This is a genomic window from Asaia sp. VD9, assembly GCF_037150015.1.
Taxonomy (GTDB): Bacteria; Pseudomonadota; Alphaproteobacteria; order Acetobacterales; family Acetobacteraceae; genus Asaia.
The window spans coordinates 410,420-434,328 of the sequence record NZ_JBBCQM010000002.1; the positions used below are offsets into that span (position 1 = coordinate 410,420).

Genomic DNA, 23,909 nt, shown 5'->3' on the forward strand with positions numbered 1-23,909 from the left:
CCATGCGCGGCCGGGAGGTTTCCCGGCCGCGTTTCATTTGGGGGAGGGGCTTCATGCCGGATTTCGATGTTTTCGTGATTGGTGCCGGATCGGGCGGTGTCCGCTTTGCGCGTATCGCCGCGCAGAACGGGGCCAAGGTCGCCATTGCCGAAAGCCGCCATTGGGGTGGCACCTGCGTCAATCTGGGCTGTGTGCCCAAGAAGCTCATGGTCTATGCCTCCGAGGGTGCCGAAGCCGCAGAAGACGCCCGTGCCTATGGCTGGGACATCAAGACCGGCGCGCATGACTGGCAGAAACTGATCGCCGCCAAGGACAAGGAAATCGAGCGGCTCGACGGGATCTACAAATCCATGCTGGGCAAGGCAGGGGTCGAGCTGTTTATCGGGCGGGCCAAGCTGATCGACGCCAACACCATCGAGATCGGCCCGGGACCGCTGGACGAGCAGGCGGAGCCGAGGCGGGTCACCGCCAAGCGCATCGTGATTGCCACGGGCGGACGCCCCACGCGCCCCCCCATCGAGGGCGCGGACCACGCCATCATTTCCGATCAGGCCTTCCATCTCAAAGACCGTCCGGAACGTATCTGCATTATCGGCGGCGGTTATATCGGGGTTGAGTTCGCCGGAATTTTCGCCGGACTGGGGTCACAGGTCGATCTCGTGTTTCGTCAGGACCTGCCTTTACGCGGTTTCGATCAGGAATTACGCGAGAAACTGCATGAGGCGCTGCCGCATCACGGCATCACCGTTCATGCGGGTCAGAGCCCGGAGCGGATCGAAAAACTAGGTGAGTCCAGCTATCGTGTCACCTTGGGCAATGGCGAGAGCATCGAAACCGGACTGGTTTTCTTTGCCACCGGACGTAAGCCCAATATCGATGGGCTCAGGCTGGAAGCCGTCGGCGTGACGCTCAAGAATGGCGCTGTCGCAGTCGATGAGCGATCGGCGACCAATATCGCCAATATCTTCGCGATTGGTGATGTGACGGACCGGATCAACCTCACCCCCGTCGCGATTGCGGAAGGGCATATCCTGGCCGAGACCCTGTATGCCGGTCAGGCCAGAAGCTGGTCATTCGAGACGACACCCAAGGCCGTGTTCTTCTCGGAGACCCTCGCCAGTGTTGGCTTGACGGAAGAAGAGGCCGTGGGGGAGGCAGATATCGAGGTGTTCACTGCCGCGTTTCGTCCTCTGCGTCAGACCCTGATCGGGCGCGATCGCAAGGCGTTCATGAAGCTGATCGTCGAGCGTGAAAGCCAGAAAGTGGTTGGCGCGCATATGATGGGCGATGCGGCGGCAGAGATGATGCAGGGCATCGCCATTGCGGTCACGGCCGGGCTCAAGAAAATCGATTTCGACCGCACGATCGGCATTCACCCGACCACAGCGGAAGAATTTGTCACCATGCGCTCGCCCACGCGTCAACGCGAGCGCACGCCCCGCTCCTGAACCGCCTTCCGAACCGTTTCCAACCCGGCCAAACGCGCGCATCGTCGGGTTGGGGCCTCTTTCGTTTCGTGCCTCGAGTTACCGGCTGAGGCTAGGGAACCGCGTGGCGCACGGGTTCGGGCAGTTTTCTCGACAGAGGCGCCGGAGCCGAGTCGGTGGCGGGGTCGTAGCCAGGGCTGTCCGGATCGTCAGGATGGGTTGGCGGAAGGGGGGAGAGGGCGCTCTCTTTCCAGGCGCGGGTCACCAGATCGCGCAGCATCGCCGATGCCGCGGCGCAACGCTCATAGACGAGGCTCCGGGCCTTCCGATTGCTGGCGTCGTGCAATGCGCCGTCCCGGTCCAGCGTATGTTCATGCGTTGTGCCGTGCCCGGGTCGCTCTGGGCAAGGCGCACATGCTCGCGATAAAGCGACAGAAGGAAAGCGATACGCGAGCGCGGGATAGTGGTCATGAAGGCGAATTGTTCGCGAAACCATCCGTGGTTGGGGTCTTCTTCCATTTTGGAAAAGGCCTCGCTTTCGGCCCGCCAAGTATCGGGCAAGGTGGCCGATCGCGCGATCAGCGCCTTTTGCGCCTTCAGATAGACGGGGCCGTCATCGGGGAGTGTATCTATGGCCGCGCGATTGATGACGCCATGCGCCCGTTCGCCCCAACCATAAACCGTGCAGGGACACAGCAATGAAATTGCGATCAGCCCTGCAAACACGCCTCTCGGGTAAAACAAGAAGACGGTCCTTCCTTGCATCCATTAACGAAGGAGCCAGGATAGACCGTGAACGCGCGTGGTAAGGTGACGCTTCGATGATATTGCCGGAAGGACGGAGTGACCCGAGCCTCGTCGCGGCATGGCATCCGCAGAGTGCTCGCTTAGTGTCGCCGCTTGTTTTGCCATGGCATGGCCCATGAAGCGGCGCGTGACAGGCCCATCACCCGGGCAATGAAGACTGCCCGGGTGGAACGCGTATCAGAGTGTCGTGCTGGACAGGAAAGCCAGAAGATCGCGGTTGAGTGCCTCGGCATCGGTCGCGAAAAGGCCATGAGGGGCGCTATCATACTCCACATAGCGCGCATGGGGCACGAGATCCTTCACGCGCTTGCCCGTCAGTTCATAGGGCACGGTCTTGTCGCCCGTGCCATGCACGACGAGCGTAGGCACGGTGAAAGCCGCCAGATCGGGGCGGAAATCGGTGCGGCTGAAGCTGTCGATACAATCCAGCGTGGCGTTCGGGCTTGCCATGATACCCAGCGTGAAGCTCCAGTCGATCAGCGCCTGGCTGACCGGCTTGCGGATCATGCTCACGCCGTAGAAGCTCTTGAGGAACTCAGCCAGGAAGGCGAAGCGGTCACGCCGTATCTGGGCCTTGAAATCCGCGAAGCCATCGACAGGGACGCCGTCGGGATTGCTGCTGTCCTGAAGCAGATAGGGCACGACCGAGGCAATCAGGGCGACGCCTGCGAGACGCGTCGTGCCGTACCGGCTCAGATAGCGTGCGACCTCGCCACCCCCCATGGAGAACCCCGCAAGCGTGAGGTCTGTCAGGTCGAGGCTTTCGATCAGCTCGGCCAGATCGGCGGTGAGGGTGTCGTAATCATAGCCGCCAAAGGGATGACTCGATTGACCGAAGCCACGACGGTCATAGGTGATGACCCGGTAACCGGCCTCGAGCAGCGCGAGGGTCTGGTATTCCCACATGTCGCCGGTGAGCGGCCAGCCATGGATCAGCAGGACGGGGCGACCCGCACCCATATCCTTGTAATGGAGAGAATTTCCGTCGCGCAGCTTGAGAGAGGGCATGGTCTCATCCTTTCCGGTTCGCCCGTCATAGGGGGCGGTGATTCCGGAAAGAAGAACCGGGACCGAGGCAGGGAGTTCCTGCCCGGTTCAGGAGTGCGCTTTCACCGGGGCGTGAGACCCACCAGGGCTGGCCTCACATTCTCAGGTCGGCTCGTGTGACAGCGGGCAGGGAAGAGATGTCGGGCAGAGGCGCAATAAGGTGATCAGCGCGGGGCAACCCAGCCGTTACCCGAGGCGTCGCCCAGCTGACCGCTCTGGACAGGGCTGCTATTGGAATAGGCTGAGCCGAACTTGCTCAGATCCGCGCCGGTCACCGCATCGCGCTGCACATTATCGGCGTGATCCGGATCGGGGCCATGCTGAAACTCGGTGCTCGGCGTTTCCTGATAGCCGGGCGGCAGGGAGTGACGCCCCTTTGCGGTCAGATGCTCGCCCTTGCCATGATATTCCACGCCCGTATCATTGGCCGTGTTCTGCGGGGCATGGGCCTCGCTCGGTGCGTTCTGCCCGGTGAACTGGGCGAAAGCCGTTCCGGCGGGCAGGGCGAAAAGAGAGGCAGCCAGTAAGGCGGCGCGTCGGCGCGTTGACATCGAAGCATTCCCTTGCAGTTTCGTCCCATTCGGCAAGGCCTAAAGGAACGGTGGTTGCCATTTCGGAAATAAGCCCGATCTCTGGCGCAGTCAGAGACTCCAAGTAATTCGTGAGATCGGAGGCGGCAAGAGCCTATCGTGATGGATGACCTCTTCAATGCGGTACGCGAGACAGAGACCCTGGGACCGGATGCCGTTTTCCTGCCCGGGCGGGCGCTCGACCAGGAACGCGGCCTGGTCGAGACGATAGAAACGATTGCCGCTTTTTCTCCCCTTCGCCGATTGCAGACACCGGGTGGACGACAGTTCTCGGTCCGCATGACAAATTGTGGCGAGCTGGGCTGGCACTCGGACAGGGGAGGCTATCGTTACGAGTCCGTCGACCCTCTGACCGGCAGGAACTGGCCCGGTTTGCCCCGGGAATGGTCCCTGCTCGCGCGTGATCTGGCGCAAGAGGCGGGTTTTGACGGGTTCACGCCGCAAGCCTGTCTGATCAATTGCTATGAGCCGGGCGCGCGGATGGGGCTGCATCAGGACCGTGACGAGGAGGCATTGGAAAGTCCGATCGTCTCGATTTCTCTGGGGGTTCCGGCCCTGTTTCTCTTTGGCGGGGTGGCCAAGACCGACGCCGTTCGCAAGATCCCCCTGTTGAGCGGCGATGTCGTCGTCTGGGGAGGCCGGTCACGGCTGTTTTATCACGGCATCGCTCCGCTCAAGCCGGGCACGCACCCGCTTACCGGCGCGCTGCGATGGAATCTCACCTTCCGCCGGGTGAGGGCGCAGGATAGCCCCTAGGCGTATGGGCTATTACGCTCCATACTAAGTTCCCTTTTTTCAACCAAAGGAAGACGCTCTCATGCACCCGAACCGCGAATCCGCTGCGCACGCCGGCTGGACGCCGTCGAGCTGGCGGTCGCACCCCATCCGCCAGGCGCCCCAATATCTGGATGCAGCCGCGCTCGACTCTGTCGAAGCCCGTCTGCGGCGATATCCGCCACTGGTGTTTGCGGGTGAGACGCGGCGCCTCAAGAGCCAGCTTGCCAAGGCAGCGCGTGGCGAGGCCTTTGTGCTGCAGGGCGGTGCCTGTGCCGAGAGCTTCAACGAGTTCACGGCTGATATCGTGCGCGACACGTTCCGTGTGCTCCTGCAGATGGCAGTCGTTCTCACCTTTGGAGCCAAGGTGCCGGTCATCAAGATCGGTCGCATGGCGGGGCAATATGCCAAGCCGCGCTCTTCCGACACGGAGACGCAGGACGGCGTCACCTTGCCCTGCTATCGCGGTGACATCATCAACGGGCCGGAATTCACTGAATCCGCCCGCCTGCCTGATCCAGGGCGCATGGAAACCGGCTATTTCCAGTCTGCCGGCGTCATGAACCTGCTGCGCGCCTTCGCATCGGGGGGCTATGCGAATCTGCATGAGGTGCATCGCTGGAATCTCGGCTTCGTCAAGCGTTCGCCTCTGGCCGAGCGCTATCAGGATCTGGCCCAGCGCATCGATGAGACGCTCTCCTTCATGGGGGCCTGCGGGTTCAACCAGAGCGCCCCCCAGATCAACGAGACCGAGTTCTATACGTCTCATGAGGCGCTGCTTCTGCCCTATGAGCAGGCACTCACGCGCATCGATAGCCTGAGCGAGAACTGGTACGATTGCTCGGCCCATTTTCTCTGGATCGGCGATCGCACACGCCAGCCCGATGGGGCGCATGTCGAGTTCCTGCGCGGCGTGGGCAATCCGATCGGCATCAAGGTTGGACCGACGACCACGCTGGACGATCTGGAAAACCTGCTCGATATCCTCAACCCGAAGGATGAGGCAGGACGCATCACGCTCATCTCGCGCATGGGCGCCGGCAAGGTCGGGGATTTCCTGCCGCCTCTGCTCGACAAGGTCCAGGCAAGCGGTCGCACCGTCACATGGCTGTGCGACCCGATGCATGGCAACACCATCAGCACGGCTGACAAGGTCAAGACGCGCTCCTTCGACTCCATTCTGGGCGAAGTGAAGGGTTTCTTCTCCGTCTTCCAGAAGGCCGGGCTCCGTCCGGGCGGCATCCATATCGAGATGACCGGCCAGGATGTGACCGAATGCGTGGGCGGCGCCCAGTGCCTGACCGAGGCCGACCTGGCCGGGCGCTACGAAACCTTCTGCGATCCGCGTCTCAATGCGGAGCAGTCACTCGAGATGGCCTTCCTCCTTGCCGAGGAACTGACGGGCCATTTCCGTGACCACGGGGCGCTTCGGGGATGACCCCGCCCAAGGCGGATGAGGGACGCGCAGCACTCGATGCGGCGCTCAGCCCCAGACTCTCGCTGACGCCTGGCGAGATCGCGGCACGGACGGATGCGTATTTCAATCGCACCCAGGCCATTGTGTCGCGCTTCGGCGAGTGTGAGGTCACCTATGCGCTGTTCATCCGGCGCCCGGTGATTGCAGCACACGGGCTGATGGTGGCCTGGCTCGAAAACGTGGCCCGCGAGCAGGATTTCGAGGTCGCCATTGACATCATCTCGGCGGAAGGAAGCTGGGTCGGGGCGGGCGAACCCCTGCTCTATCTGACAGGCCCCTTTACGAAGCTTGCTCCGCTGGAAACCCTGCTGCTCCAGAAGCTCGGCTCGGCCTGTGTGGCTGCGCATAATGCCTATCAGATGGCGCTGGCTTTGCCGGATGCCGCCTTCATGGCCATGGAGGCCCGTCATTGCGCCGGGTTCGAAATGCAGGAGATGATGGGCTATGCGGCGTCCATCGGGTCGCGTGCTGCACGACGCGAGGGCGCGCGTGGTTTTGTTGGCTGTGCCAACGACGTGACCGCGGCCTTCTTCGGTCAGGATCACGGGCTGGGGACCATGCCCCATGCGCTGATCGGCTATGCCGGCTCCACGTTGCGCGCCGCCGAGATGTATCGCGAGGTCTATCCCGACGATCCGCTGGTGGTGCTGGTCGATTATTTCGGCCAGGAGATCACTGATGCGCTGGCCGTCTGCCATCGTTTTCCGGAACTGGCGGCGCAGGGGCGCATCAGTGTGCGTCTCGACACCCATGGCGGGCGCTTCATCGAGGGGCTTGATCCCCAGTCGTCCTATGCCGTGCTGGAACGTCATACGCCGGGCACGATCAGGCGCTATCGCTCCGATCACGAATTGAAGGATCTGGTCGGGACGGGCGTTTCGGCAGCCGCGATCTGGTGGATGCGTGAACAGTTGAATGCGGCGGGCTTCACGGAAGTGAAGATCATCGTCTCCTCAGGGTTCGGTCTGGAGAAATGCATGACCATGCGCGACTCCCATGCCCCGCTCGATGTGGTCGGCACCGGATCGTTTATTCCGGTCAAATGGAACGAAACCTACGCCACCGCCGATATCGTCGCTTATGACGGGGAGAAGCGAGTCAAGGTCGGCCGCGAATTCCTCCTTCAGAAGATACAGAGCAAGTCCAAGGAGAATGGCGCATGAGCAGCTCAGAAGCAGAACCCGATCGCGGCTGGTTCGTCAGGATTCTTGATAATTCGGGTGGCGCCGAGGAGGGGATCGTCGAGGAGGTCAAGGACTTCCAGGACCTTGCCCATGCCAATGCCTATGCCCGGGCCTATGTGCGTGACAGTGTGGAACGCTGCCGTGTTGGCGGGGCTGTCGGGCGTGAGGTGCTGGAAGCCTGGTTTTCGTTTGGTGAGGACGCGATTGTGGTCGAAGCCGGGGATGATGGCTGGAAATCGGCCTCGGAACTCGAGGATTTCGCGGCGACGCCTGCCACCCCCATGGAACGTGACTGGCGTACGCTCGACCCGCGACGACTTGTGGAGGATGACGAGGAGGTAGAGCTCTGATGACCCTGCCGCGTCGCCAGCTTATTGCCGCCGCTGCCTCTCTGGGAGCCTTTCTTCCTCTCGCCGCGCGGGCCGCACGGCCGGTGCTACCGACCCCCGCGCCCCCGGCCCCCGAAACCCATCTGCCGGATCTGAGCCGCCAGTTGACCGCTTTGCCGCGTCGTCGTGAGTTCACGACTCTGCCTCGGCTACTGGATCATCCGGATCTGTGGGACGATGTCGCCTTCGATGCCCTGCGCGCCTATCGCGGGGCGGAGCGGATGATCGGGACGGGGACTGCCCTTTCCGGGTCCTGGCCCGTCGAGGCCCAAAATCTGCTGAACAGCGAAATCTTTGCCTTCGGTCATCCCGACGCGCTTCTGGTCATGGCGCTCTGGGGCGAGGCGCAGCTTGCGCTTTATGACGAGGCCGCATGGTCGCAATTCGATCTCGCCCGCCTGACCTCGCCGGGGCAATCTCCGCTGCCGCTCAAGCAGAGTGCTACGGGGAGCTCTCGCCACCATCAGGACGAATTGGGCGCGTATGGCGCGGCGGGGCGCGGTATTCCGGCACTTCAGGCACGCGGCGTTGTGTTTCTGGCCTGCCATAACGCGGTCTGGGCTCATGCGGGGCGTCTGCTGGCACTGGGTGCCGTCCCGGGAAATCCCGCACAGGAGCAGCTTGCGGCGCAGCTCACGAATCATCTCGACAAGCGGGCGATTGTTACACCCAGCGCGCTGGGCGCACTGGCTGAGTTGCAGCGCGCCGGTTTCTCGCGCGTTTTCTGAACGCGCCTGAAGTTCTGATCGTGCTCGGCGCGCACGGGCACTGGCAAATTGCCCGCGCGCTTGGCATAGAAGCAGCATGAAACTGCGCTTCGCCCCCAGCCCGACCGGCTATCTTCATGTTGGTAATGCCCGTCTGGCCATTGCCAACGCCCTCTATGCCCGCAAGCATGGTGCCCAATTCCTGCTGCGCATCGATGATACCGATCTGGAACGCTCAAAGGCGGAGTATGAGCAGGGCATCAAGACCGATCTGGAATGGCTTGGTCTGGACTGGGACGAAATGGCGCATCAGTCCGAACGTCTCGATCGCTATGCCAAGGCCATTGAGGCCCTCAAGGCGTCCGGTCGGCTCTATCCCTGTTTCGAGAGCGAGCAGGAACTGGCCGCCAAGCGCGAGGCGCGGCTCAAGGCACGCAAGCCCCCCATCTATGACCGGGCCATGCTGCGCCTGACCGCCGATCAGCGCGAACGGGCCGAGGCCAATGGCAAGGTGCCGTATTGGCGCTTCAAACTGTCGGACGGCCATAAGAGCTGGCGCGACCTGGTCATGGGAGATCTGTCGGTCAAGCTGACGGCCATCTCCGACCCTGTTCTGGTCCGCGCCGATGGCACGGTGCTCTACACCTTGGCTTCGGTCGTGGACGATATGGAACTCGACGTGACCCATATCATCCGGGGCGAGGATCATATCACCAATACCGGCGTGCAACTCGACATCATCGAGGCTCTGGGCGGCCGTCCTTCACGTTTTACCTTCGCACATCTGCCGCTCCTGCTGGACGAGGGCGGTGGCAAGCTGTCCAAGCGTTTCGACTCCCTCTCTCTGAGAGCGCTTCGCCATGACGGTATGGAGCCGCAATCGGTGGTCTCCTACCTTTCGAAGATCGGCAGTTCGGATGACCCTGTGCCGATGACGCTCGAGGAATCGATTGCCAGCTACGATCTGTCCCATGTCTCGCGCTCTGCGGCGCGTTTCGACATGCAGCATCTGCTCGGGCTCAATCGCCGTCTGCTTCATACGCTCGATTTCGAGGCAGTGAAGACGCGCTTGCCCGAGGGCGCGAGCGAGGCCTTCTGGAACGCCATTCGCGGCAATGTCGATCTGACCGGCGAGATCGCGTTCTGGTGGGACGTGGTGCAGGGCGAGATTGCGCCGCCTTCCCTGAGTGGCGAGGCGGAGTTCCTAGCACAAGCCCGGCAAACCCTGCCTGCAGAACCCTGGGATGGCGAAGTCTGGAAGCAGTGGATCAACGCCCTCAAGGAGGTCTCAGGCCGCAAGGGCAAGGCCTTGTTCCATCCGCTGCGCCTCGCCTTGACAGGGGAAGAGGCCGGACCGGAACTGCATGCGCTTCTGCCGCTCATGGGGCGCGCCCTTGTGTTGCGTCGCCTTGAAGAAGCTGCACTGGCCTGAGCAGGGCAAGGGCGAAAAGGACGTGAAGGGCGACCAGAGCCAGAAAGGACCCCTCGAATGGGGCCGCCTCCTCAAGGGTCGGGTTGGGTTGCCGCTCCAGGGGCAGGAGGATGAACTGGATGCGGGGCAGAAACGCGAGCGTTCTGCGGTGGTACGGATCGGCATCGGCAGCAATTTCTGGACCGATCTCTATCACCACGCCCTGACCACCTCCTGGCCCCGCTTCATGGGGTGGTCGACCATCGCCTATGTCGTCGTCAATCTGGCTTTCGCACTGCTCTATCGCCTGTGCGATGCGCGTATCAACAACGCCGCTGATCTCGATCTGCTGGCATTGTTTTTCTTCAGCGTGCAGACTCTCTCGACCGTCGGCTATGGGGTCATGGCCCCCACAGGCCACATGGCGAACGCGCTCGTGTCGATTGAAGCCTTGCTGGGCATGATGGTCAATGCGCTCTCGACCGGTGTCGTATTTGCGCGATTCTCCAGGCCGCGCGCCCAGATCCTGTTCAGTCAGGTGGGGGTGATCAGCCAGCAGGCCAGCCCGCCAGCACTCTGCATAAGGCTCGCCAACTCACGCAAGAGTGCCGTCCTGGCGATGGACGTTCAGCTCTCGCTTTCCCAGTTCGTGATTGGAGAGGGCGGATACCCGACGCGCATCTTTTCTCCGCTGAAGCTGCTTCAATCCCAGGTGCCCGAACTGCGCTTCATCGAGACGCTGGTGCATCCGATCGACAGTACCAGCCCACTTACATTGCTGAGCCTCGAGCAGCTTGATGCCACCCACGCCGAAATCCTGGTGACCGTGCGCGGCACGGATGAAGCCACAGGCCAGGCTGTTCTGCTGCAACGCAGCTATGACCACGCCCGGATGATGAAGGGAATGCGCTTCGTCGACATGGTGATCCATGACGGACAGGGAACCTATCGCATCGACTATCGCCGCCTTCATGACATCGAAAAGGAAGCTGATCGGCCGGTTTGATCGGCTGGAGCACTTGCTCAGGGGCCCGGCCTGAAGCGCGGCAGGAGAATAGGGCATCGTGATGCCAGTTAAACTTTTGCCTGTGACTCATATCGAAGCTGTAAACATCTTGCCATGAAACCGTCGGGGTGCGACGAGGAACCCGTTCAGGCATGTCGACTCACATCCTGCAGCGATGGACGCGCGAAATTACGCCACGGAGGAGCGGTTTCTCGCAGAACCAGCCCGCAAGTGTTTGGGGATTGGCGGTAAACCGATGCTGCGCGCTGTCTAGGGCGATGAGATGCAGGTCAGTGGGCCCGAATTGGTGTCGACGTGTATGAAGCGTTATGGAGATCGGTCAGGAATATGGTTTTCTTCGATAAATTGCGTCAGAATTTCTCGCATGTGCGGGAAAGCTGGTTTCTGGCGAGCCTATACCTTTTCTGCGGCTGTATTTGCGTCGCGTTTCTTGCGGCGATCGTTCCCCCTTTTGAGAACTCCGACGAGTTCAACCACCTCAAGCGTGTCGATCAGATTCTCACCGGTCATCTCATCGCCTGGAAACACGGTACACCAGCGCGTTCGGGGGGAAAGGTCGAGGTCGGTATCGATCAACTGGATCAGATCTACGGTGCCATGCGCTTTCATGCTGAAGTGAAAGTAACACCCGACATGATCCGGCGCGGTTCAATGATCCGGCTCGGCAACAGGGGATATCAGGATTTCTCCAATACGGCGATCTACTCGCCACTCCTCTACATTCCCAACGTTGTGGGTCTGGGTATGGCGAGGCTTATCCACGTCAACCTTCATCACGCTCTGATCGTCAGTCGGGCTTTCGGTGGCGTTGCCTGTGTCCTGCTTGGGGCTCTCTCCATTTATCTGATGCCGGGTGTTGGGGCGACTTTTCTGTTTGTCATTCTCTCCCTTCCGATGACGCTCTCACTTTTCGCCTCCATCAGTCAGGATGGGTTGATGATCTGCTCGGCGACGCTGGCAGCCGCCTTGATGGCACGCATCGGCTCATTGGCGAGTTCGAGGCCGGATACAGCGCTCAGGGTTCTTTTTGTACTCGTAACACTTCTCACGCTTGGGCGCCCTGCCTATGCTCCTCTGATCTTTATTCCGTTCTTTTTCGCATCCCGTGAAAATTGGCGCAGCCTTCTCAAGTATTGTCTAATCTCTCTGCTGATCGTTGGTGCGTGGTCTCTGCTCGTCAAGTTCTTCGTGATGATACCTATGTGGGAGGGGCGCTCTTCATCCGGTCAGGTTCTGTTCCTGCTTCATCATCCCTTCCATGCCATACGTCTTGTCGTGAGTGCGTTTACCTCCCATCAGGGAATGGAGGGCATTGCCTTCTGGAAGGAAATGATCGGAGTTCTCGGCTGGATCGACGTTGTACTCCCCGCCTGGTTCTATGATCTGACAGCGCTTGTGCTGATTGCGGTACTCGTCTCTGGATGGAGGGCTGGGCTTGACGCGCGATCTTTGCTGAACTCCTCCTTTATCACCCTGATACTTGCCGGAAGTATTTTCCTTATCTTCCTGCTCGAATACATTACTTTCACGCCTGTGGGAGCGGATTATGTGTTCGGCGTACAGGGGAGATACTTTATTCCTCTTCTCCCATTTATGGTTTTTCTCATGCCTATGCGGGAAGCCCCACGTATCGCCTGGAGTGCGCGTGCACTGGCACTGTGCTGGATGCTTCTCTCGGTTGACGTCACCCTGTATCGCGTGACGGCGCGTTACTACATTCCGTAAGGGCCGAGTATACCCGGGCTTTGAATCGCAGCGATTCTGCCAAAATCGCTTCTGAAGACGCTCTGGTGGGCAGATTGAAGGCTTTCCCGCCTGTGAAGGATACTTCATCAATGGAGGGGGGCCGATTGCCGGGATATGAATGCGGCAATAGTCGGCCTCCATCAAGGAGGCCGACCTTTCTAAAGTTCCATGGTAATGCGGTTGAGCTCGCCACGTCCGATTTGCGGGTGGAAGGGGCAGCGTACGGTAGTAAAGCCAGCTGGCCAGCGCTTACTGATAGGTCTTACGCTTTTCCGCCTCTTATGCTTACGCCCTCGACCATCGGCGGAACAAGCGTGTAATAATTATATAATATGAAGTAATTATGACGATGAAATAATATCTTCATCATTCATACTTACTTCGCCACAAAACTATTTCTTTTTCGAATTAATTGAAACTGTCCCGATACGGTTTGTCACTGCGCTGCACCGCTCGGGATTGTGTTCGGTTCGAAATGAGCCCGGACGGCGCGTGACGGCCCCTATCCGGTCAGGAGAGAGTTTTGTGTTGAGAGGTAAGAGACTGTGCCTTGTGGTCACTTTTCTTTGCTGTACCGGCTCGGCCTTTGCCGCTGACCTGCAGGGACGTGCAGGGCAGGGCGACCCATCTACTGGAATTGCATCGGGTCGCGCAGAAAAGGCAGATTCAGTCAGTGCCCCTCCCAGGAGGGGCGACCCCCAGGATATGACCGGCGGATCTGTTCGTCGGGGTGAGGTTCCCAGAAAAACCAGACGTCATCCGGCCAGCCGCCGGGGTGCTGCCGGGCAGGAAACGACCGTTGGCGCTGCGAAAGACCCGGTGCAGGTCGCAGCAGCCCCCCCATCGAAAGCGGCACATCTGGCGGCAAAGAAGCACGCAGCGCATGTTTCGACGCCAGAAAGCATCAGCGTTACCGGCACCGGTCATGGGCGCAACGTCCAGAAAGATCCGGCATCGATCACGGTTTTCAGTGCCAAACAACTTGCCAATCGTCATGTCGTTTCGCTTGTCGATCTGGGCGACGGCTCCATCCCCTCGCTGCGTATCGCCCAGTTCTCGGGGCGTAATTCAGCACTGGTCGTGAATATTCGCGGCGTCGGCGTTCTCGGAGACAGCAACCAGCCCGCACGAGACCAGGGCGTGGGCGTGTATATCGATGGCGTCTATGTCGCGCGTCCTCAGGCTCTGGGTACCGCCTTGTTCGATGTCGAGAGTATGGAGGTACTCAAGGGCCCGCAAGGGACGCTTTTCGGGCGTAATACTGAGGCTGGTGCGCTCAACATCATCACCCGCAAGCCAACCGGAAAATTCGGAATGCGCCTGGTGGGCGGGTTCGGCAATTACAGCAGCAATAAGGGCGAGTTGCATCTCGATCTGCCCGCTTTCCACGATCTCGCCATCAAGGTCGACGCTGTCACTGCGCATCGTTCGCCCCTCGTCTCCAACCCGATGCCGGATACGGGCGGGTTCAACCAGTATGACAAGCATGGCGTGCATGTTGAGGCGCTCTATCGTCCGGTCGATAATTTTTCCGCCGATTATGCCTATGACAATTCCTATGACAGCACGACCACGCTCTGGATGCAGTTGCTGAAAGGCGGGTCGAACAAGCTCGCCAAACTCGCGACCTTACAAACTGCGCGCGCCAAAGAGGCCAATATCGGCGTGCCCGAGCGGCCGAGCATCGGGAAAAATAGCGGGCACCGCATGACGCTCGACTATAAGGCAATACCCCAATATCTGGCATTTCGCTCGATCACGGCTTATCGCTCCCTCAGTCAGAGCCAGTTCGATAACGGCATGGCTTCAGGCAGTATGTCCAATACCTCGGGCAATTTCCTCGGCATGAACTTTGCGCGTAACTCGCTCGCGGGATTCTGGCAGAACCAGATCAGTCAGGAAGTCCAGGCCTTCGGGCATACCAAGCGCCTGAAATACCAGGGTGGCTTTATCTATTATCGCGAGCATGCCTCCGATAATGCGCAGGCCTTCTACACCAACCAGTTCACCGATGCGGCGGGCAGCGCCTACAAGCTGCTTTCCGGCCCGGCCTATGATGACTGGAGCCTTCAACCCATCGATCGCGCCAGCCATGTGACGTCCAAGAGCTGGGGTGTCTATGGTAACGCCGTCTATACCCCGCCCGTACTGCACGATGCCCTGCACCTGACTGCGGGGCTGCGCTGGTCGCATGACGGCAAGCAGGGCACACTGACCACGGTGAATAACAAGGCGCCCGTAAATACTGCGGGCGTCTCTGGCCCGATCGATTTCAATGCCGGATGGTCGCGTGTTGATCCGTTGCTCGAAATCAGCGGCGACCTGACCCGACATGTGCTGCTCTATGGGAAATGGAGTACTGGCTACAAGCCGGGTGGTGCCAATTCACGCGCGCAGGATTACGAAGCCTTCGGCCCTGAATCGGTCTCGATGTTCGAAGTCGGCTCCAAGACCGAATTTCTCGATCACCGCGCGCGTTTCAATGTTGCGGGGTATTGGGGGGATTACAAAGACATCCAGGTTGACTTCAGCCGACCTTACCAAATCGGTAATCAGCTGACGACGCGCACGACGACCTCGACCATCAACGCGCCCGGCCATGGCGATTTGAGCGGTGTCGAAGCGGAGCTGAATGTCACCCCGTTGCGCTACCTGACAATCGGGTTCTCCTACGCCTATAACTATGTCCATATCCCTCCGACCGCGAACCCCTATCCGAACTCGATCGGCGTGGTCAGCCCGATGCTGGTGCCGATCTACCAGAGCTATACGCCGGCGCATTCGGGGAGCTTTCAGGTGGATTACGTGCGGCCGTTCCAGGGCTTTACCCTGCTCGCGCATCTCGATGGGAATATCGATAGCGGCTATTATGCCAACACGACCGACCCGGTCTATCTTGGCACCAGAAACCCGAAAAATGTCTATCAGCCCAAAGGGGATAGCGGCCTGATCGTCAATGGGCGTGTGGCGGTGTCCAATGTGCGGCTGGGGAATACCGGCAGTAAGGCCACGTTCTCGCTCTGGGCGCGTAACCTGTTTGCCGAGCAGCATGTATATTTCAAGACGCTGGGCGTTACGACGGGCCTGCAGGGCTATTACAATGAGGCGCGTCAATTTGGCGGACAGGTCGAGCTTGCTTTCTGAGCCCGGCCTCATCAGGGAGGGCATCGCCCCCCTGATCCGCCCCTTTCTCCCGGCGCGGTTCAGGCTTCGGGGATATCTTCCGAAAGCGCCTCGGCCTGAGCCTTCAGGCGATGGAAGCTGCGTCGGCTGAAAGGCAGCATCAGCAGATAGAGGACACCCGCTGCCGCCAGGGCAAGCCAGGGATCGGCCAGCAGGATCGCGGCATAGAGCAGTGTGCCGAGCATAAGCGGCAGCACATAGCGTGAGGCGATCTTGAAGTTCTTGAAAGACCAGACCGGCAGCGTCGAGACAAGCAGGGCCGCCGTCAGGATGAGAGCACCTGCGGCCAGAAGGGGAGAGCGCGCCAGACCGTCGATGAGCGGCCAGTGCATCTTCTCCGCCTCCAGCCCCAGAAAGATGGGAAAGAGAACGATGCCCGCCCCGGCGGGCGCGGGAACGCCGGTGAAGAAGCTATAGGAATATTCCGGTTTCTCGTCGTCATCGAGGCTCGCATTGAACCGGGCCAGACGCAGGGCCATGCAGACCGTAAAGAAGATGCAGGGCACGAAGGCGTAGCGTCCGCCATTTTCATGCAGGGTCCACAGATAGAGCAGAAAGGGCGGCGCTACGCCGAAGCAGACGAAATCGGAAAGCGAATCGAACTCGGCGCCGAAACGCGACGTACCATGCAAAAGCCGGGCAATGCGCCCATCGAGCCCATCGATACAGGCTGCAATCACCAGGGCTGCTGCGGCATAGGCAAATTGCTGCTCAAGCCCGTAGCGCATGCCGCTGAGCCCGGCGCACAGCCCGAGCATGGTCAGTAGATTCGGGATGAGCCGGTTGAAGGACGGACCGCGCACGCGCACACGGCGGGGGCGGATACGCCTCAGGCGACGGCGCTTGCGTCCTGCTCGCAGGGGAGCTGTGCCCTCATCGCCAGGGCTCTGCACCGGAAGTTCGGCCATGGGTGCGGGGCGCGCTTCGGACATCGTCAGGGGCGTCTCAGAGATGGGCCATGACGGTTTCACCACCAACCATGATCTGGCCAGTGCTGACCAGCGGGGTCACGCCGGGCGGCAGGTACAGGTCGGTACGCGAGCCGAACCGGATCAGGCCGAAGCGATCACCCGGCTCGACCACACTGCCCTCATCCACGTAACAGACAATACGGCGCGCGATGAGACCGGCAATCTGGACAACGGCCATATGGCGACCGTCCTCCAGTGTCAGCCGAACCTCGTTGCGCTCATTGAGGTCGGAGGCCTTGTCCAGACTCGCATTGAGGAACTGCCCCGCATGATAGGCAATCTTGGTAACCGTCCCGGCGGCGGGCATGCGGTTGATATGCACGTTCAAAACCGAGAGGAAGGTCGCCACGCGCCATACTGGCTCGCTGCCCATGCCCAGCGCGGCAGGGGGCGTGGCGAGCTCGACAGAGACCACGCGGCCATCGGCCGGAGCCAGGGCGAGGTCCGTGCGCGCAGGCGGAAAACGCTTCGGGTCACGGAAGAAGTACAGGCAGAATCCGAACCCGCCCAGCGCCAGATTGCCGATGATCCGCGTGGCACGCCACGGTGTCGCGCGGCCGAGCAGGGTCAACCCGCCAGTCAGCGCGAGAAAGGGAAGGGCAGCGCGGTGCGGCGGCGCCAGAACGGATTTGATCGATTGAATCAGGGACATGAGCGCAGTCTTACGATACCTGCGTTTGGGGTCAAGCTTTCGGCCGTTCGGCTTCCGTCTGATAGCTTCCGGCAGAGCCTGCGAGTGTGGTGACGCGACGGGCAAAACCGAGCGTGGCCCGCTCCGCCTCCACCGGCATGCCGGAATAGAGATCCTTGCAGGCATTCACGAGATGCACCCCGCCAAGGCGGCGCCCCAGAGCGCCAAAGACCTTGTCTGCCATCAGCGTGGCCTTGTCACCCAGAGGCAGCAGACCGAGCGGGGCACTGAGGGCGGTTGCGTTGGCCTCGGCCCGGAACAATCCGCGCTGCAGAGTGCGATCGAGCTGGCTGGCAGAAAAAGGGCTGCCATGGCCGAAGGGCAGCGTATCGTCTTTTGCGGCAAGGCCTGTCCGATTGGGGACGACCAGAATGAGACGACCGTGATCGGCCAGCAACTTCCAGACGATGCGCAGGAGAGGCTGTGGATCGACCAGTTCCAGCCCATGCATCATGAGTACCAGATCGACGCTCAGATCATCGAAGGGCAGGCAGTCGGGCGCTACCAGGCAGGAGGGCCAGAATGGCACGCTCGAGGGTATCATACCGCGACGGCGCGTCAGCGGCGTGTCGAGTTGGGCCGAGGCGACCCATTTCGCTTCGCTGAGTGCGCGCCATTGCGAGAGGAGCGGCTGCGCGAACCCCAGCCCCAAGACGCGCTGCCCCCGCGGGTCAGGGAGAAGAGGCGCAAGCCGCGCCATCAGTAGCGCAGTGACCTGCTCTCCGCGCCGACTGGCATAGAAACCGGCGGCGTCGGGTGGAATGGGCTGGGCGATACGCTTGGGCATGGTGAACACGCTAGACCGAACCGGCTTCGACGGCCAGAGGGCCGGGCCGGTCGGGACGACGAGCGCAAGGGGCTGCCCAGGCTGCGCAAGCGCATCCCTCGCTCGTCTGGATGCGTTGGTGAGGGGAAGACGGCGAGGAGGCGGGCAGGATGCCCCTCCCTATGTCGTGATCTCAGAGGCGTGAGGATACGTTACCCCCTGAACAAGGCTAGTCTTCGTCCAACAGGCCGAATCAGCAAGTAGAAGGAAAACAGGATAGTGAGCCTCGAAATCAAAGCTATTCCTTTCGCGCGGGACAATTACGCGTGGTTGCTGAAAGATCCTCAGACCGGCACCGTCGCCGTGGTTGACCCGGGTGAGTCGGGGCCGGTGATGAACGCGATTGGAGAAGGGCGGCTGGATCTGATTCTCCTGACCCATCATCATGATGATCATATTGGCGGGGCCGAGGCGCTGCGCCAGAAATACGGCGCGCGTATCGCCGGGGCCGAGGCCGACCAGGCGCGCCTGCCCCCGCTCGACCTGTTGCTTCATGACGAGGACCGTATCGCCATCGGGCATGATCTGGGTGAGGTGATCGCCACACCGGGTCATGCACGCGGTCACATCGCCTTCTATTTCCGATCCGTCCCCGCCCTGTTTTGCGGTGACACGCTGTTCAGCCTCGGTTGCGGGCGGCTTCTGGAGGGAACGGCGCAGGAGCTTTTCGACAGCCTCAAGCGTTTTGCGCCGCTCCCAGACGAAACGCTCGTTTGCTGCGGGCACGAATATACCGAGTCCAACGCAGCTTTCGCCTTGGCGCAAACGCCTGATGACGCGGCCTTGAAGCAGCGCGTTGCTGACGTAAAGGCGTTGTGCGCGGAAAATCGCGCGACAGTCCCGGTGAGGCTCGGCGTTGAGCGCCAGACCAATCCGTTTTTGAAAGCGCGTGACGTGGCCGAATTTGCGGCGTTGCGTCATGCCAAGGACAATTTCTGAAGGGAGGCAGACCGATCATGAGTGCGGCCATATCCGATGACGATGGGACGACCCCGGCGACGTCCGAATTTACCCTGAGCAATCACACGTTTGATGCGCTCATTTTCGATTGTGACGGGACGATTGCCGACACGCTCCCCGTGCATTTCCTGACCTTTCAGGAGGCGCTGGGTGAGGTGGGTTACACGCTCGAGCGAGACTGGTATTTTGCTCGGACCGGGCTGTCGAGCGACAAGCTGTTCAACGCTTATGAACAGAGCTTCGGCCTCATCTTGGATCGGCCAGCCCTGCTGGCGCGCTGCAAGCTGCTCTACCAGAACCATCTGGACAAGCTGCGCGAGCATAGTTTTGCCGCGACGATCGCGCGTGAGCAATTCGGCCATGTGCCGATGGCTGTCGCGTCAGCGGGGATGAAATCTGCGGTGACGTCTACCCTGCAGACGCTCGATCTGCTGGAGCTCTTCGATACGGTGGTCACGATCGAAGACGTGAAGCACGGCAAGCCCGCGCCTGATCTCTATCTCCTGGCCGCCGAGCGTCTGAAAGTCGCTCCCGCTCGCTGTCTCGTTTTCGAGGATACGGAAGAGGGGCTCGAGGCGGCCCATAATGCCGGAATGAGAGCGATAGATGTACGCCCTCATCTCATTCCGGCCGTTCAGAACTGATGGAAGATGATCATCTTGATCAGGGTCGCGACGATGGCGAGCGTCACGACTCCAGCTGCCCATAGCCCGACAAACCAGCCGAGCCGGGCGAGGAAGGACCGTGGCGCAGTAGTGACAGGCATGATCGATCTCCCTTGAGGCAGCCCCCATCCAAACCATGTCGTCCGGATGGGGGCGACTGCGCGCAGTCTGCGTTAGTGATAGTGCTGATCGGCGGTCACGGTGCCGCGGAATACCCAGTAGGAATAAATCGTGTAGGCCAGAATGATCGGCAGCAGGATCGACGCACCGACCAGAAGGAACAACTGGCTCTCCGGCGGGGATGAAGCCGACCAGATGGTGACTGTGGGCGGAACGATATAGGGCCAGACATTGATGCCCAGACCCGAGAAGCACAGGAAGAACCATCCCAGCGCGCAAAGGAAGGGCGTCAGACGCGTTGTCTGCTTGCGCAGCGACAGGAAGAAGAGCGCAGCCAACACGATCACGGCGACGGGCACGGGGGCTACCCAGACGATCTCGGGGAAATCGGTCCAGCGGTGCATGTAGTTAGCATGCAGATAGGGCGTCCAGACCGAGACAATGGCAATCAGCACCAGCATGCTCAGACCTAGAGGCGCCGAAAGACGCTGCATGACCGCCTTGAGATCGGTTTCCGTGCGCCACACCAGCCAGGTTGCCCCCAGCAGGGTATAGCCCACAGCCACGGCAAAGCCGCAGAAGAGCGGGAAGGGGGCGACCCAGTCCCAGGCACTACCAACAAAGGTGTTGTTCTCGACTTTCACACCCATGATCAGCTCACCGAGAATGATGCCCTGCATGACGGAGGCCACGAGCGAGCCGATGCAGAAGGACCGATCCCAGAACCCCATGCCGAAAATGCCGCTTGCCTTGACGCGGAACTCGAACGCTACGCCACGCAGGATGAGCGCGAGCAGCATGAACAGGATGGGCAGATAAAGAGCAGGCAGGATCGTGCCATACGCCACGGGGAAAACGCCATACAGCGTGGCACCGCCGAAAATCATCCAGGTCTCGTTACCGTCCCAGACCGGTGCGATGGTGTTGACCATGACATCGCGATGTTCCTTGCGGTGCTCACCGAGGAACAGAATGCCGATCCCTAGGTCGAACCCGTCAAGGCAGACATAGATGAAGATGGCCAGAGCGGCGAGGGTTGCCCAGATGATGGGCAACCAATAGGCGAGGGTATTCATGGTAAACGCTTACTCCGCCGGGTGGTGAGAGACTTGGGTGATACCAGCGGCACGATGCGGCTGATCGCGCGGGGGCTCAGGCTCGTTCGAGCTCGGTTCCTTGGCGAAGTCGCGCAGCAGGATGCCGATACCGGCGGTAAAGACGATGAAGTAGACGATGACGAAGGCCACCATGGACATTTCCATGTTCGGCAGTGTCACGGGTGAGACGCTGTCGACTGTGCGCAGCAGCCCATAGATTGTGAAGGGCTGACGGCCCACTTCGGTCGTGACCCAGCCGCAAAGCAGGGCGATGAATCCGGCAGGCGTCATGAGCAGCGCGCCGCGCAGCAGGATCGGGTTGGTATAGAACCCGCCTTTCCAGCGCAGGAACAGCGAGAAGAAGCCAAGCAATGCCATCAGGCTGCCGAGCGCCACCATCACACGAAAGGTGTAGAACACCACATACATCGGCGCGCGCTGGTCCTTGGGGAAGTCCTTGAGCCCAGGGACCTTGCCGTCAAGACTATGTGTCAGGATGAGCGAGCCAACGAGCGGGATGCCGATCTTGTAGCGGGTTACTTCATGTTCCATGTCCGGCACGCCGAACAGCAGTTCAGGAGCACGCCCCTCGCTCTCCCAGTCGCCTTCCATCGCGGCGATCTTGGCGGGCTGGTATTTCAGCGTGTTCAGACCATGGGCATCACCAGCCAGAATCTGCAGCGGGGCCACGATGGCGGCCATCCACATGGCCATGGAAAACATGACCTTCACGGCGTCGGTCGGCTGGCGCTTCTGGCGCTTGGCCTTGAGCAGATGCCACGCACCCACGCCGCCCACGATAAAGGCCACGCAGAGGAAAGCGGCAAGCGCCATATGAACGAGGCGGAACGGGAAAGACGGGTTGAAGACGATGGCCCACCAGTCTGCCGGAAGGAAACGGCCCGTCGCGGCATCGATCTTGTAACCCTGGGGTGTCTGCATCCAGGAATTGGATGCGAGGATCCAGCTCATGGAGATCAGCGTGCCGATCGAGACCATGCAGGTTGCCGCGAAATGCAGCCCTTTGCCCACGCGGTTGAGCCCGAACATCATCACGCCAAGGAATCCTGCTTCGAGGAAGAAGGCGGTCATGACCTCGTAGGCCAGCATCGGACCGAGGATTGGCCCAGCCTTTTGCGAGAACTGCGACCAGTTGGTGCCGAACTCGTAGGACATCACCAGCCCTGAGACGACGCCCATGGCGAACACGACCGAAAAGACGCGCAGCCAGTATTTGAAGAGGTCGAGATAGACGGGCTTGTCCGTCTTGAGCCAGAGCCCTTCGAGCACGGCCAGGAACGCCGCCAGACCGATGGAGAAGGCGGGAAAGACGATGTGAAATCCGACGGTAAACGCGAATTGCAATCGTGCGAGGAAGAGAGCACTCATGTCAGGCATTGCAGGGATCCGCGGCCATCAAGGCCAGTCGTGAAGGGGAATGGTTAACTGCCACCGCCCATAAGGCGTCAGCTTCCCCTCCGGTTCATCGAGAATGCCCCGTTATTATCGCGGAAATGTGATTTTGCAATAAAATGTCATCGCGGCCGACTGGTATGGGCAGGTCGAGATGGTCCGGTATCCTTGCCGATTGTTCATCCAGCGCCTTCAGAAGGGGCGCATAGTCAGGCGTAATCCGCACGGACTCGGGCAATAGGGCAATCCAGGAACGAACGAAGCCCTGCAAGCCCGACAGGTGCGCCCAGAGGGTGCCTTCTCCTGCGCCAGACAGGGTGCCGCGGGCTATGCAGGAGAGCGCGCCGAGCTGGAATGAGGCCTCCTGGATTAAATAGCGTCCATATGCCGTTTTCGAGGCGTTCCGTCCCGCTTCGTCACGCAGCGCCACGATGATGAGATGCAGCTTGCTGGCCGAGGGCAGGGTGGTCAGCAGCGGACCGATATCTGGCGTGAGGGTTTCGTTCCGCTCCTGGGCGGAGCGCTTGATCGACACCGACTCGGCGCTCAACTCCACTGCGCCTCCAGGAAGCGGGGAGGACCGCGTTATATCTTTATTGCCCCTCGCAGGAGGATCCTTCGTCATATCAGGGGTAAGTTGCACTGTGACATGGCCAAGCGTGAGAGTCTCGATACCCGAGACAGGGGGCATGTCGAGGGACATCTGCCGTGTTTCGAGGATCAATGTACGACTGGCGAGTACGAAGTGTCCTCCAAGAGCGCTACTCGTCACGGTCATGGTGTCGCTCGGCTTGAAGATCTGCGGTCCACCAAATTCCAGGCGGATGGAAGCTGGGTGAAGAAAGCTCACGCCGAGTGCCAGGGTCTTCCCGCCCCAGCCACGACCGCGGGCATCGATCAGGCGTGGCTGAGAAAGGGTGAGGGATTGCCCCCAGGGGGAACGGGCAAGACGCCGCTGGTCCCAGTCCAGATGCCAGCCTGCTGCTGCCAGTGAGAGGCGCATCTGGTCGAGAGACCTGACTAGGCGGGCCATGCGCAGGCAATCCACGCCAAACGCTGAAAGTAACAGCAGCGTAATCCCCAGCAGGGCGTAGAAGAGCCGGTTTTTCATGGGCTCGAACCGTGATGATTACTGATCTCGGTGTCTGCCCTGCGCTCCAATTTCACAGTCATGATGAGAAACCGCACAAATTATCCCCAGAGCGCACTGGCTTCGTTCGAGAGGGAAGAAAAGACTCCCTGACGAAGGGCTATGAAAGCGTCCGGGCCTGTGGTAGATGCCCCCACCGCGTGGAATTTCGGGCACAATGCTCCGTAAAACCTAGGTTTTACGATGATTGTCTCTTGACTCGTGCGCAAGGGCGCTTTGGTCCCAACGCTTGGGTGATGCACAGCTT

22 protein-coding genes are annotated in these 23,909 nt (G+C 60.7%); 12 read left to right on the top strand and 10 right to left on the bottom strand.

Annotation, left to right across the window (positions count from 1 at the left end; translation table 11 throughout):
- Positions 1 to 53: 53 nt before the first annotated feature.
- Positions 54 to 1,448, top strand: coding sequence for a glutathione-disulfide reductase (gene gorA / locus WFJ47_RS04195; protein ID WP_336761050.1), 1,395 nt, complete (start codon positions 54 to 56; stop codon positions 1,446 to 1,448).
- Positions 1,449 to 1,688: 240 nt separating this feature from the next.
- Here the strand turns inward: gorA and WFJ47_RS04200 are convergent, their stop codons facing one another.
- From WFJ47_RS04200 to WFJ47_RS04210, 3 genes are all read right to left on the bottom strand, one after another.
- Positions 1,689 to 2,171, bottom strand: coding sequence for a hypothetical protein (locus WFJ47_RS04200; protein WP_336761052.1), 483 nt, complete (start codon positions 2,169 to 2,171; stop codon positions 1,689 to 1,691).
- Between the two features lie 240 nt (positions 2,172 to 2,411).
- A complete protein-coding gene (locus tag WFJ47_RS04205; RefSeq protein WP_336761054.1) occupies positions 2,412 to 3,242 on the bottom strand; it encodes an alpha/beta hydrolase in 831 nt (276 codons plus the stop codon).
- Positions 3,243 to 3,445: 203 nt separating this feature from the next.
- On the bottom strand, positions 3,446 to 3,832 hold the full coding sequence (locus WFJ47_RS04210; RefSeq protein WP_127100224.1) for a hypothetical protein: 387 nt from the start codon (positions 3,830 to 3,832) through the stop codon (positions 3,446 to 3,448).
- A 141-nt stretch (positions 3,833 to 3,973) separates the two neighbouring features.
- On the opposite strand from WFJ47_RS04210, the gene alkB reads away from it, so the two are divergent.
- From alkB to WFJ47_RS04255, 9 genes are all read left to right on the top strand, one after another.
- The gene (gene alkB / locus WFJ47_RS04215; protein ID WP_336761177.1) at positions 3,974 to 4,627 is read left to right on the top strand and encodes a DNA oxidative demethylase AlkB; all 654 of its coding nucleotides are present in this window, start codon (positions 3,974 to 3,976) and stop codon (positions 4,625 to 4,627) included.
- Between the two features lie 61 nt (positions 4,628 to 4,688).
- A complete protein-coding gene (locus WFJ47_RS04220; RefSeq protein ID WP_336761057.1) occupies positions 4,689 to 6,083 on the top strand; it encodes a class II 3-deoxy-7-phosphoheptulonate synthase in 1,395 nt (464 codons plus the stop codon).
- A complete protein-coding gene (locus tag WFJ47_RS04225; protein WP_264814395.1) occupies positions 6,080 to 7,285 on the top strand; it encodes a nicotinate phosphoribosyltransferase in 1,206 nt (401 codons plus the stop codon). The genes WFJ47_RS04220 and WFJ47_RS04225 overlap by 4 nt, the downstream gene beginning before the upstream one ends.
- A complete protein-coding gene (locus tag WFJ47_RS04230; RefSeq protein WP_127100220.1) occupies positions 7,282 to 7,656 on the top strand; it encodes a hypothetical protein in 375 nt (124 codons plus the stop codon). The genes WFJ47_RS04225 and WFJ47_RS04230 overlap by 4 nt, the downstream gene beginning before the upstream one ends.
- Positions 7,656 to 8,423, top strand: coding sequence for a transcriptional initiation protein Tat (locus WFJ47_RS04235; protein ID WP_336761058.1), 768 nt, complete (start codon positions 7,656 to 7,658; stop codon positions 8,421 to 8,423). Before WFJ47_RS04230 ends, WFJ47_RS04235 begins: the two co-directional genes overlap by 1 nt.
- Positions 8,424 to 8,499: 76 nt before the next feature.
- Positions 8,500 to 9,834, top strand: a complete 1,335-nt coding sequence (gene gltX, locus WFJ47_RS04240; RefSeq protein WP_336761060.1) for a glutamate--tRNA ligase — start codon at positions 8,500 to 8,502, stop codon at positions 9,832 to 9,834.
- On the top strand, positions 9,812 to 10,819 hold the full coding sequence (locus tag WFJ47_RS04245) for an ion channel (protein WP_158625320.1): 1,008 nt from the start codon (positions 9,812 to 9,814) through the stop codon (positions 10,817 to 10,819). Before gltX ends, WFJ47_RS04245 begins: the two co-directional genes overlap by 23 nt.
- Positions 10,820 to 11,167: 348 nt before the next feature.
- On the top strand, positions 11,168 to 12,565 hold the full coding sequence (locus WFJ47_RS04250) for a DUF2142 domain-containing protein (protein ID WP_336761063.1): 1,398 nt from the start codon (positions 11,168 to 11,170) through the stop codon (positions 12,563 to 12,565).
- Positions 12,566 to 13,291: 726 nt separating this feature from the next.
- Positions 13,292 to 15,730 (top strand): TonB-dependent receptor, encoded by a 2,439-nt coding sequence (locus tag WFJ47_RS04255; RefSeq protein ID WP_336761066.1) that lies wholly within the window; start codon positions 13,292 to 13,294, stop codon positions 15,728 to 15,730.
- Positions 15,731 to 15,789: 59 nt separating this feature from the next.
- Here the strand turns inward: WFJ47_RS04255 and WFJ47_RS04260 are convergent, their stop codons facing one another.
- Genes WFJ47_RS04260 through WFJ47_RS04270 form a run of 3 tightly spaced genes read right to left on the bottom strand, consistent with a single transcriptional unit; the run spans position 15,790 to position 18,218 of the window.
- Positions 15,790 to 16,677 (bottom strand): phosphatidylcholine/phosphatidylserine synthase, encoded by an 888-nt coding sequence (locus WFJ47_RS04260; protein ID WP_127100717.1) that lies wholly within the window; start codon positions 16,675 to 16,677, stop codon positions 15,790 to 15,792.
- Between the two features lie 37 nt (positions 16,678 to 16,714).
- On the bottom strand, positions 16,715 to 17,455 hold the full coding sequence (locus tag WFJ47_RS04265) for a phosphatidylserine decarboxylase (protein ID WP_336761180.1): 741 nt from the start codon (positions 17,453 to 17,455) through the stop codon (positions 16,715 to 16,717).
- The gene (locus WFJ47_RS04270; protein ID WP_336761068.1) at positions 17,424 to 18,218 is read right to left on the bottom strand and encodes a methyltransferase; all 795 of its coding nucleotides are present in this window, start codon (positions 18,216 to 18,218) and stop codon (positions 17,424 to 17,426) included. Before WFJ47_RS04270 ends, WFJ47_RS04265 begins: the two co-directional genes overlap by 32 nt.
- A gap of 258 nt (positions 18,219 to 18,476) precedes the next feature.
- On the opposite strand from WFJ47_RS04270, the gene gloB reads away from it, so the two are divergent.
- On the top strand, positions 18,477 to 19,196 hold the full coding sequence (gene gloB, locus WFJ47_RS04275; protein WP_336761070.1) for a hydroxyacylglutathione hydrolase: 720 nt from the start codon (positions 18,477 to 18,479) through the stop codon (positions 19,194 to 19,196).
- A 17-nt stretch (positions 19,197 to 19,213) separates the two neighbouring features.
- Complete coding sequence (locus tag WFJ47_RS04280; protein ID WP_336761072.1) at positions 19,214 to 19,861, top strand: HAD family phosphatase; 648 nt, start codon at positions 19,214 to 19,216, stop codon at positions 19,859 to 19,861.
- Here WFJ47_RS04280 and WFJ47_RS04285 read toward each other — a convergent pair.
- The 4 genes from WFJ47_RS04285 to WFJ47_RS04300 all read right to left on the bottom strand — a co-directional run bounded on the left by WFJ47_RS04285 (position 19,852) and on the right by WFJ47_RS04300 (position 23,623).
- Complete coding sequence (locus WFJ47_RS04285; RefSeq protein ID WP_127100198.1) at positions 19,852 to 19,983, bottom strand: DUF2474 family protein; 132 nt, start codon at positions 19,981 to 19,983, stop codon at positions 19,852 to 19,854. The genes WFJ47_RS04280 and WFJ47_RS04285 overlap by 10 nt on opposite strands.
- 72 nt (positions 19,984 to 20,055) lie before the next feature.
- The gene (gene cydB / locus WFJ47_RS04290) at positions 20,056 to 21,078 is read right to left on the bottom strand and encodes a cytochrome d ubiquinol oxidase subunit II (RefSeq protein WP_336761075.1); all 1,023 of its coding nucleotides are present in this window, start codon (positions 21,076 to 21,078) and stop codon (positions 20,056 to 20,058) included.
- Positions 21,079 to 21,087: 9 nt separating this feature from the next.
- A complete protein-coding gene (locus WFJ47_RS04295) occupies positions 21,088 to 22,497 on the bottom strand; it encodes a cytochrome ubiquinol oxidase subunit I (RefSeq protein ID WP_127100194.1) in 1,410 nt (469 codons plus the stop codon).
- Between the two features lie 85 nt (positions 22,498 to 22,582).
- A complete protein-coding gene (locus WFJ47_RS04300) occupies positions 22,583 to 23,623 on the bottom strand; it encodes a DUF2125 domain-containing protein (protein WP_336761078.1) in 1,041 nt (346 codons plus the stop codon).
- Positions 23,624 to 23,909 lie beyond the last annotated feature (286 nt).

What these genes read in the sequence shown, in the direction of transcription:
- gorA (WP_336761050.1), top strand. Translation starts at nt 54, where the DNA reads ATGCCGGATTTCGATGTTTTCGTGATTGGTGCCGGATCGGGCGGTGTC.
- WFJ47_RS04205 (WP_336761054.1), bottom strand. Translation starts at nt 3,242, where the DNA reads ATGCCCTCTCTCAAGCTGCGCGACGGAAATTCTCTCCATTACAAGGAT.
- WFJ47_RS04210 (WP_127100224.1), bottom strand. Translation starts at nt 3,832, where the DNA reads ATGTCAACGCGCCGACGCGCCGCCTTACTGGCTGCCTCTCTTTTCGCC.
- alkB (WP_336761177.1), top strand. Translation starts at nt 3,974, where the DNA reads ATGGATGACCTCTTCAATGCGGTACGCGAGACAGAGACCCTGGGACCG.
- WFJ47_RS04220 (WP_336761057.1), top strand. Translation starts at nt 4,689, where the DNA reads ATGCACCCGAACCGCGAATCCGCTGCGCACGCCGGCTGGACGCCGTCG.
- WFJ47_RS04225 (WP_264814395.1), top strand. Translation starts at nt 6,080, where the DNA reads ATGACCCCGCCCAAGGCGGATGAGGGACGCGCAGCACTCGATGCGGCG.
- WFJ47_RS04230 (WP_127100220.1), top strand. Translation starts at nt 7,282, where the DNA reads ATGAGCAGCTCAGAAGCAGAACCCGATCGCGGCTGGTTCGTCAGGATT.
- WFJ47_RS04235 (WP_336761058.1), top strand. Translation starts at nt 7,656, where the DNA reads ATGACCCTGCCGCGTCGCCAGCTTATTGCCGCCGCTGCCTCTCTGGGA.
- gltX (WP_336761060.1), top strand. Translation starts at nt 8,500, where the DNA reads ATGAAACTGCGCTTCGCCCCCAGCCCGACCGGCTATCTTCATGTTGGT.
- WFJ47_RS04250 (WP_336761063.1), top strand. Translation starts at nt 11,168, where the DNA reads ATGGTTTTCTTCGATAAATTGCGTCAGAATTTCTCGCATGTGCGGGAA.
- WFJ47_RS04255 (WP_336761066.1), top strand. Translation starts at nt 13,292, where the DNA reads ATGACCGGCGGATCTGTTCGTCGGGGTGAGGTTCCCAGAAAAACCAGA.
- WFJ47_RS04260 (WP_127100717.1), bottom strand. Translation starts at nt 16,677, where the DNA reads ATGGCCGAACTTCCGGTGCAGAGCCCTGGCGATGAGGGCACAGCTCCC.
- WFJ47_RS04270 (WP_336761068.1), bottom strand. Translation starts at nt 18,218, where the DNA reads ATGCCCAAGCGTATCGCCCAGCCCATTCCACCCGACGCCGCCGGTTTC.
- WFJ47_RS04280 (WP_336761072.1), top strand. Translation starts at nt 19,214, where the DNA reads ATGAGTGCGGCCATATCCGATGACGATGGGACGACCCCGGCGACGTCC.
- WFJ47_RS04285 (WP_127100198.1), bottom strand. Translation starts at nt 19,983, where the DNA reads ATGCCTGTCACTACTGCGCCACGGTCCTTCCTCGCCCGGCTCGGCTGG.
- cydB (WP_336761075.1), bottom strand. Translation starts at nt 21,078, where the DNA reads ATGAATACCCTCGCCTATTGGTTGCCCATCATCTGGGCAACCCTCGCC.
- WFJ47_RS04295 (WP_127100194.1), bottom strand. Translation starts at nt 22,497, where the DNA reads ATGCCTGACATGAGTGCTCTCTTCCTCGCACGATTGCAATTCGCGTTT.
- WFJ47_RS04300 (WP_336761078.1), bottom strand. Translation starts at nt 23,623, where the DNA reads ATGAAAAACCGGCTCTTCTACGCCCTGCTGGGGATTACGCTGCTGTTA.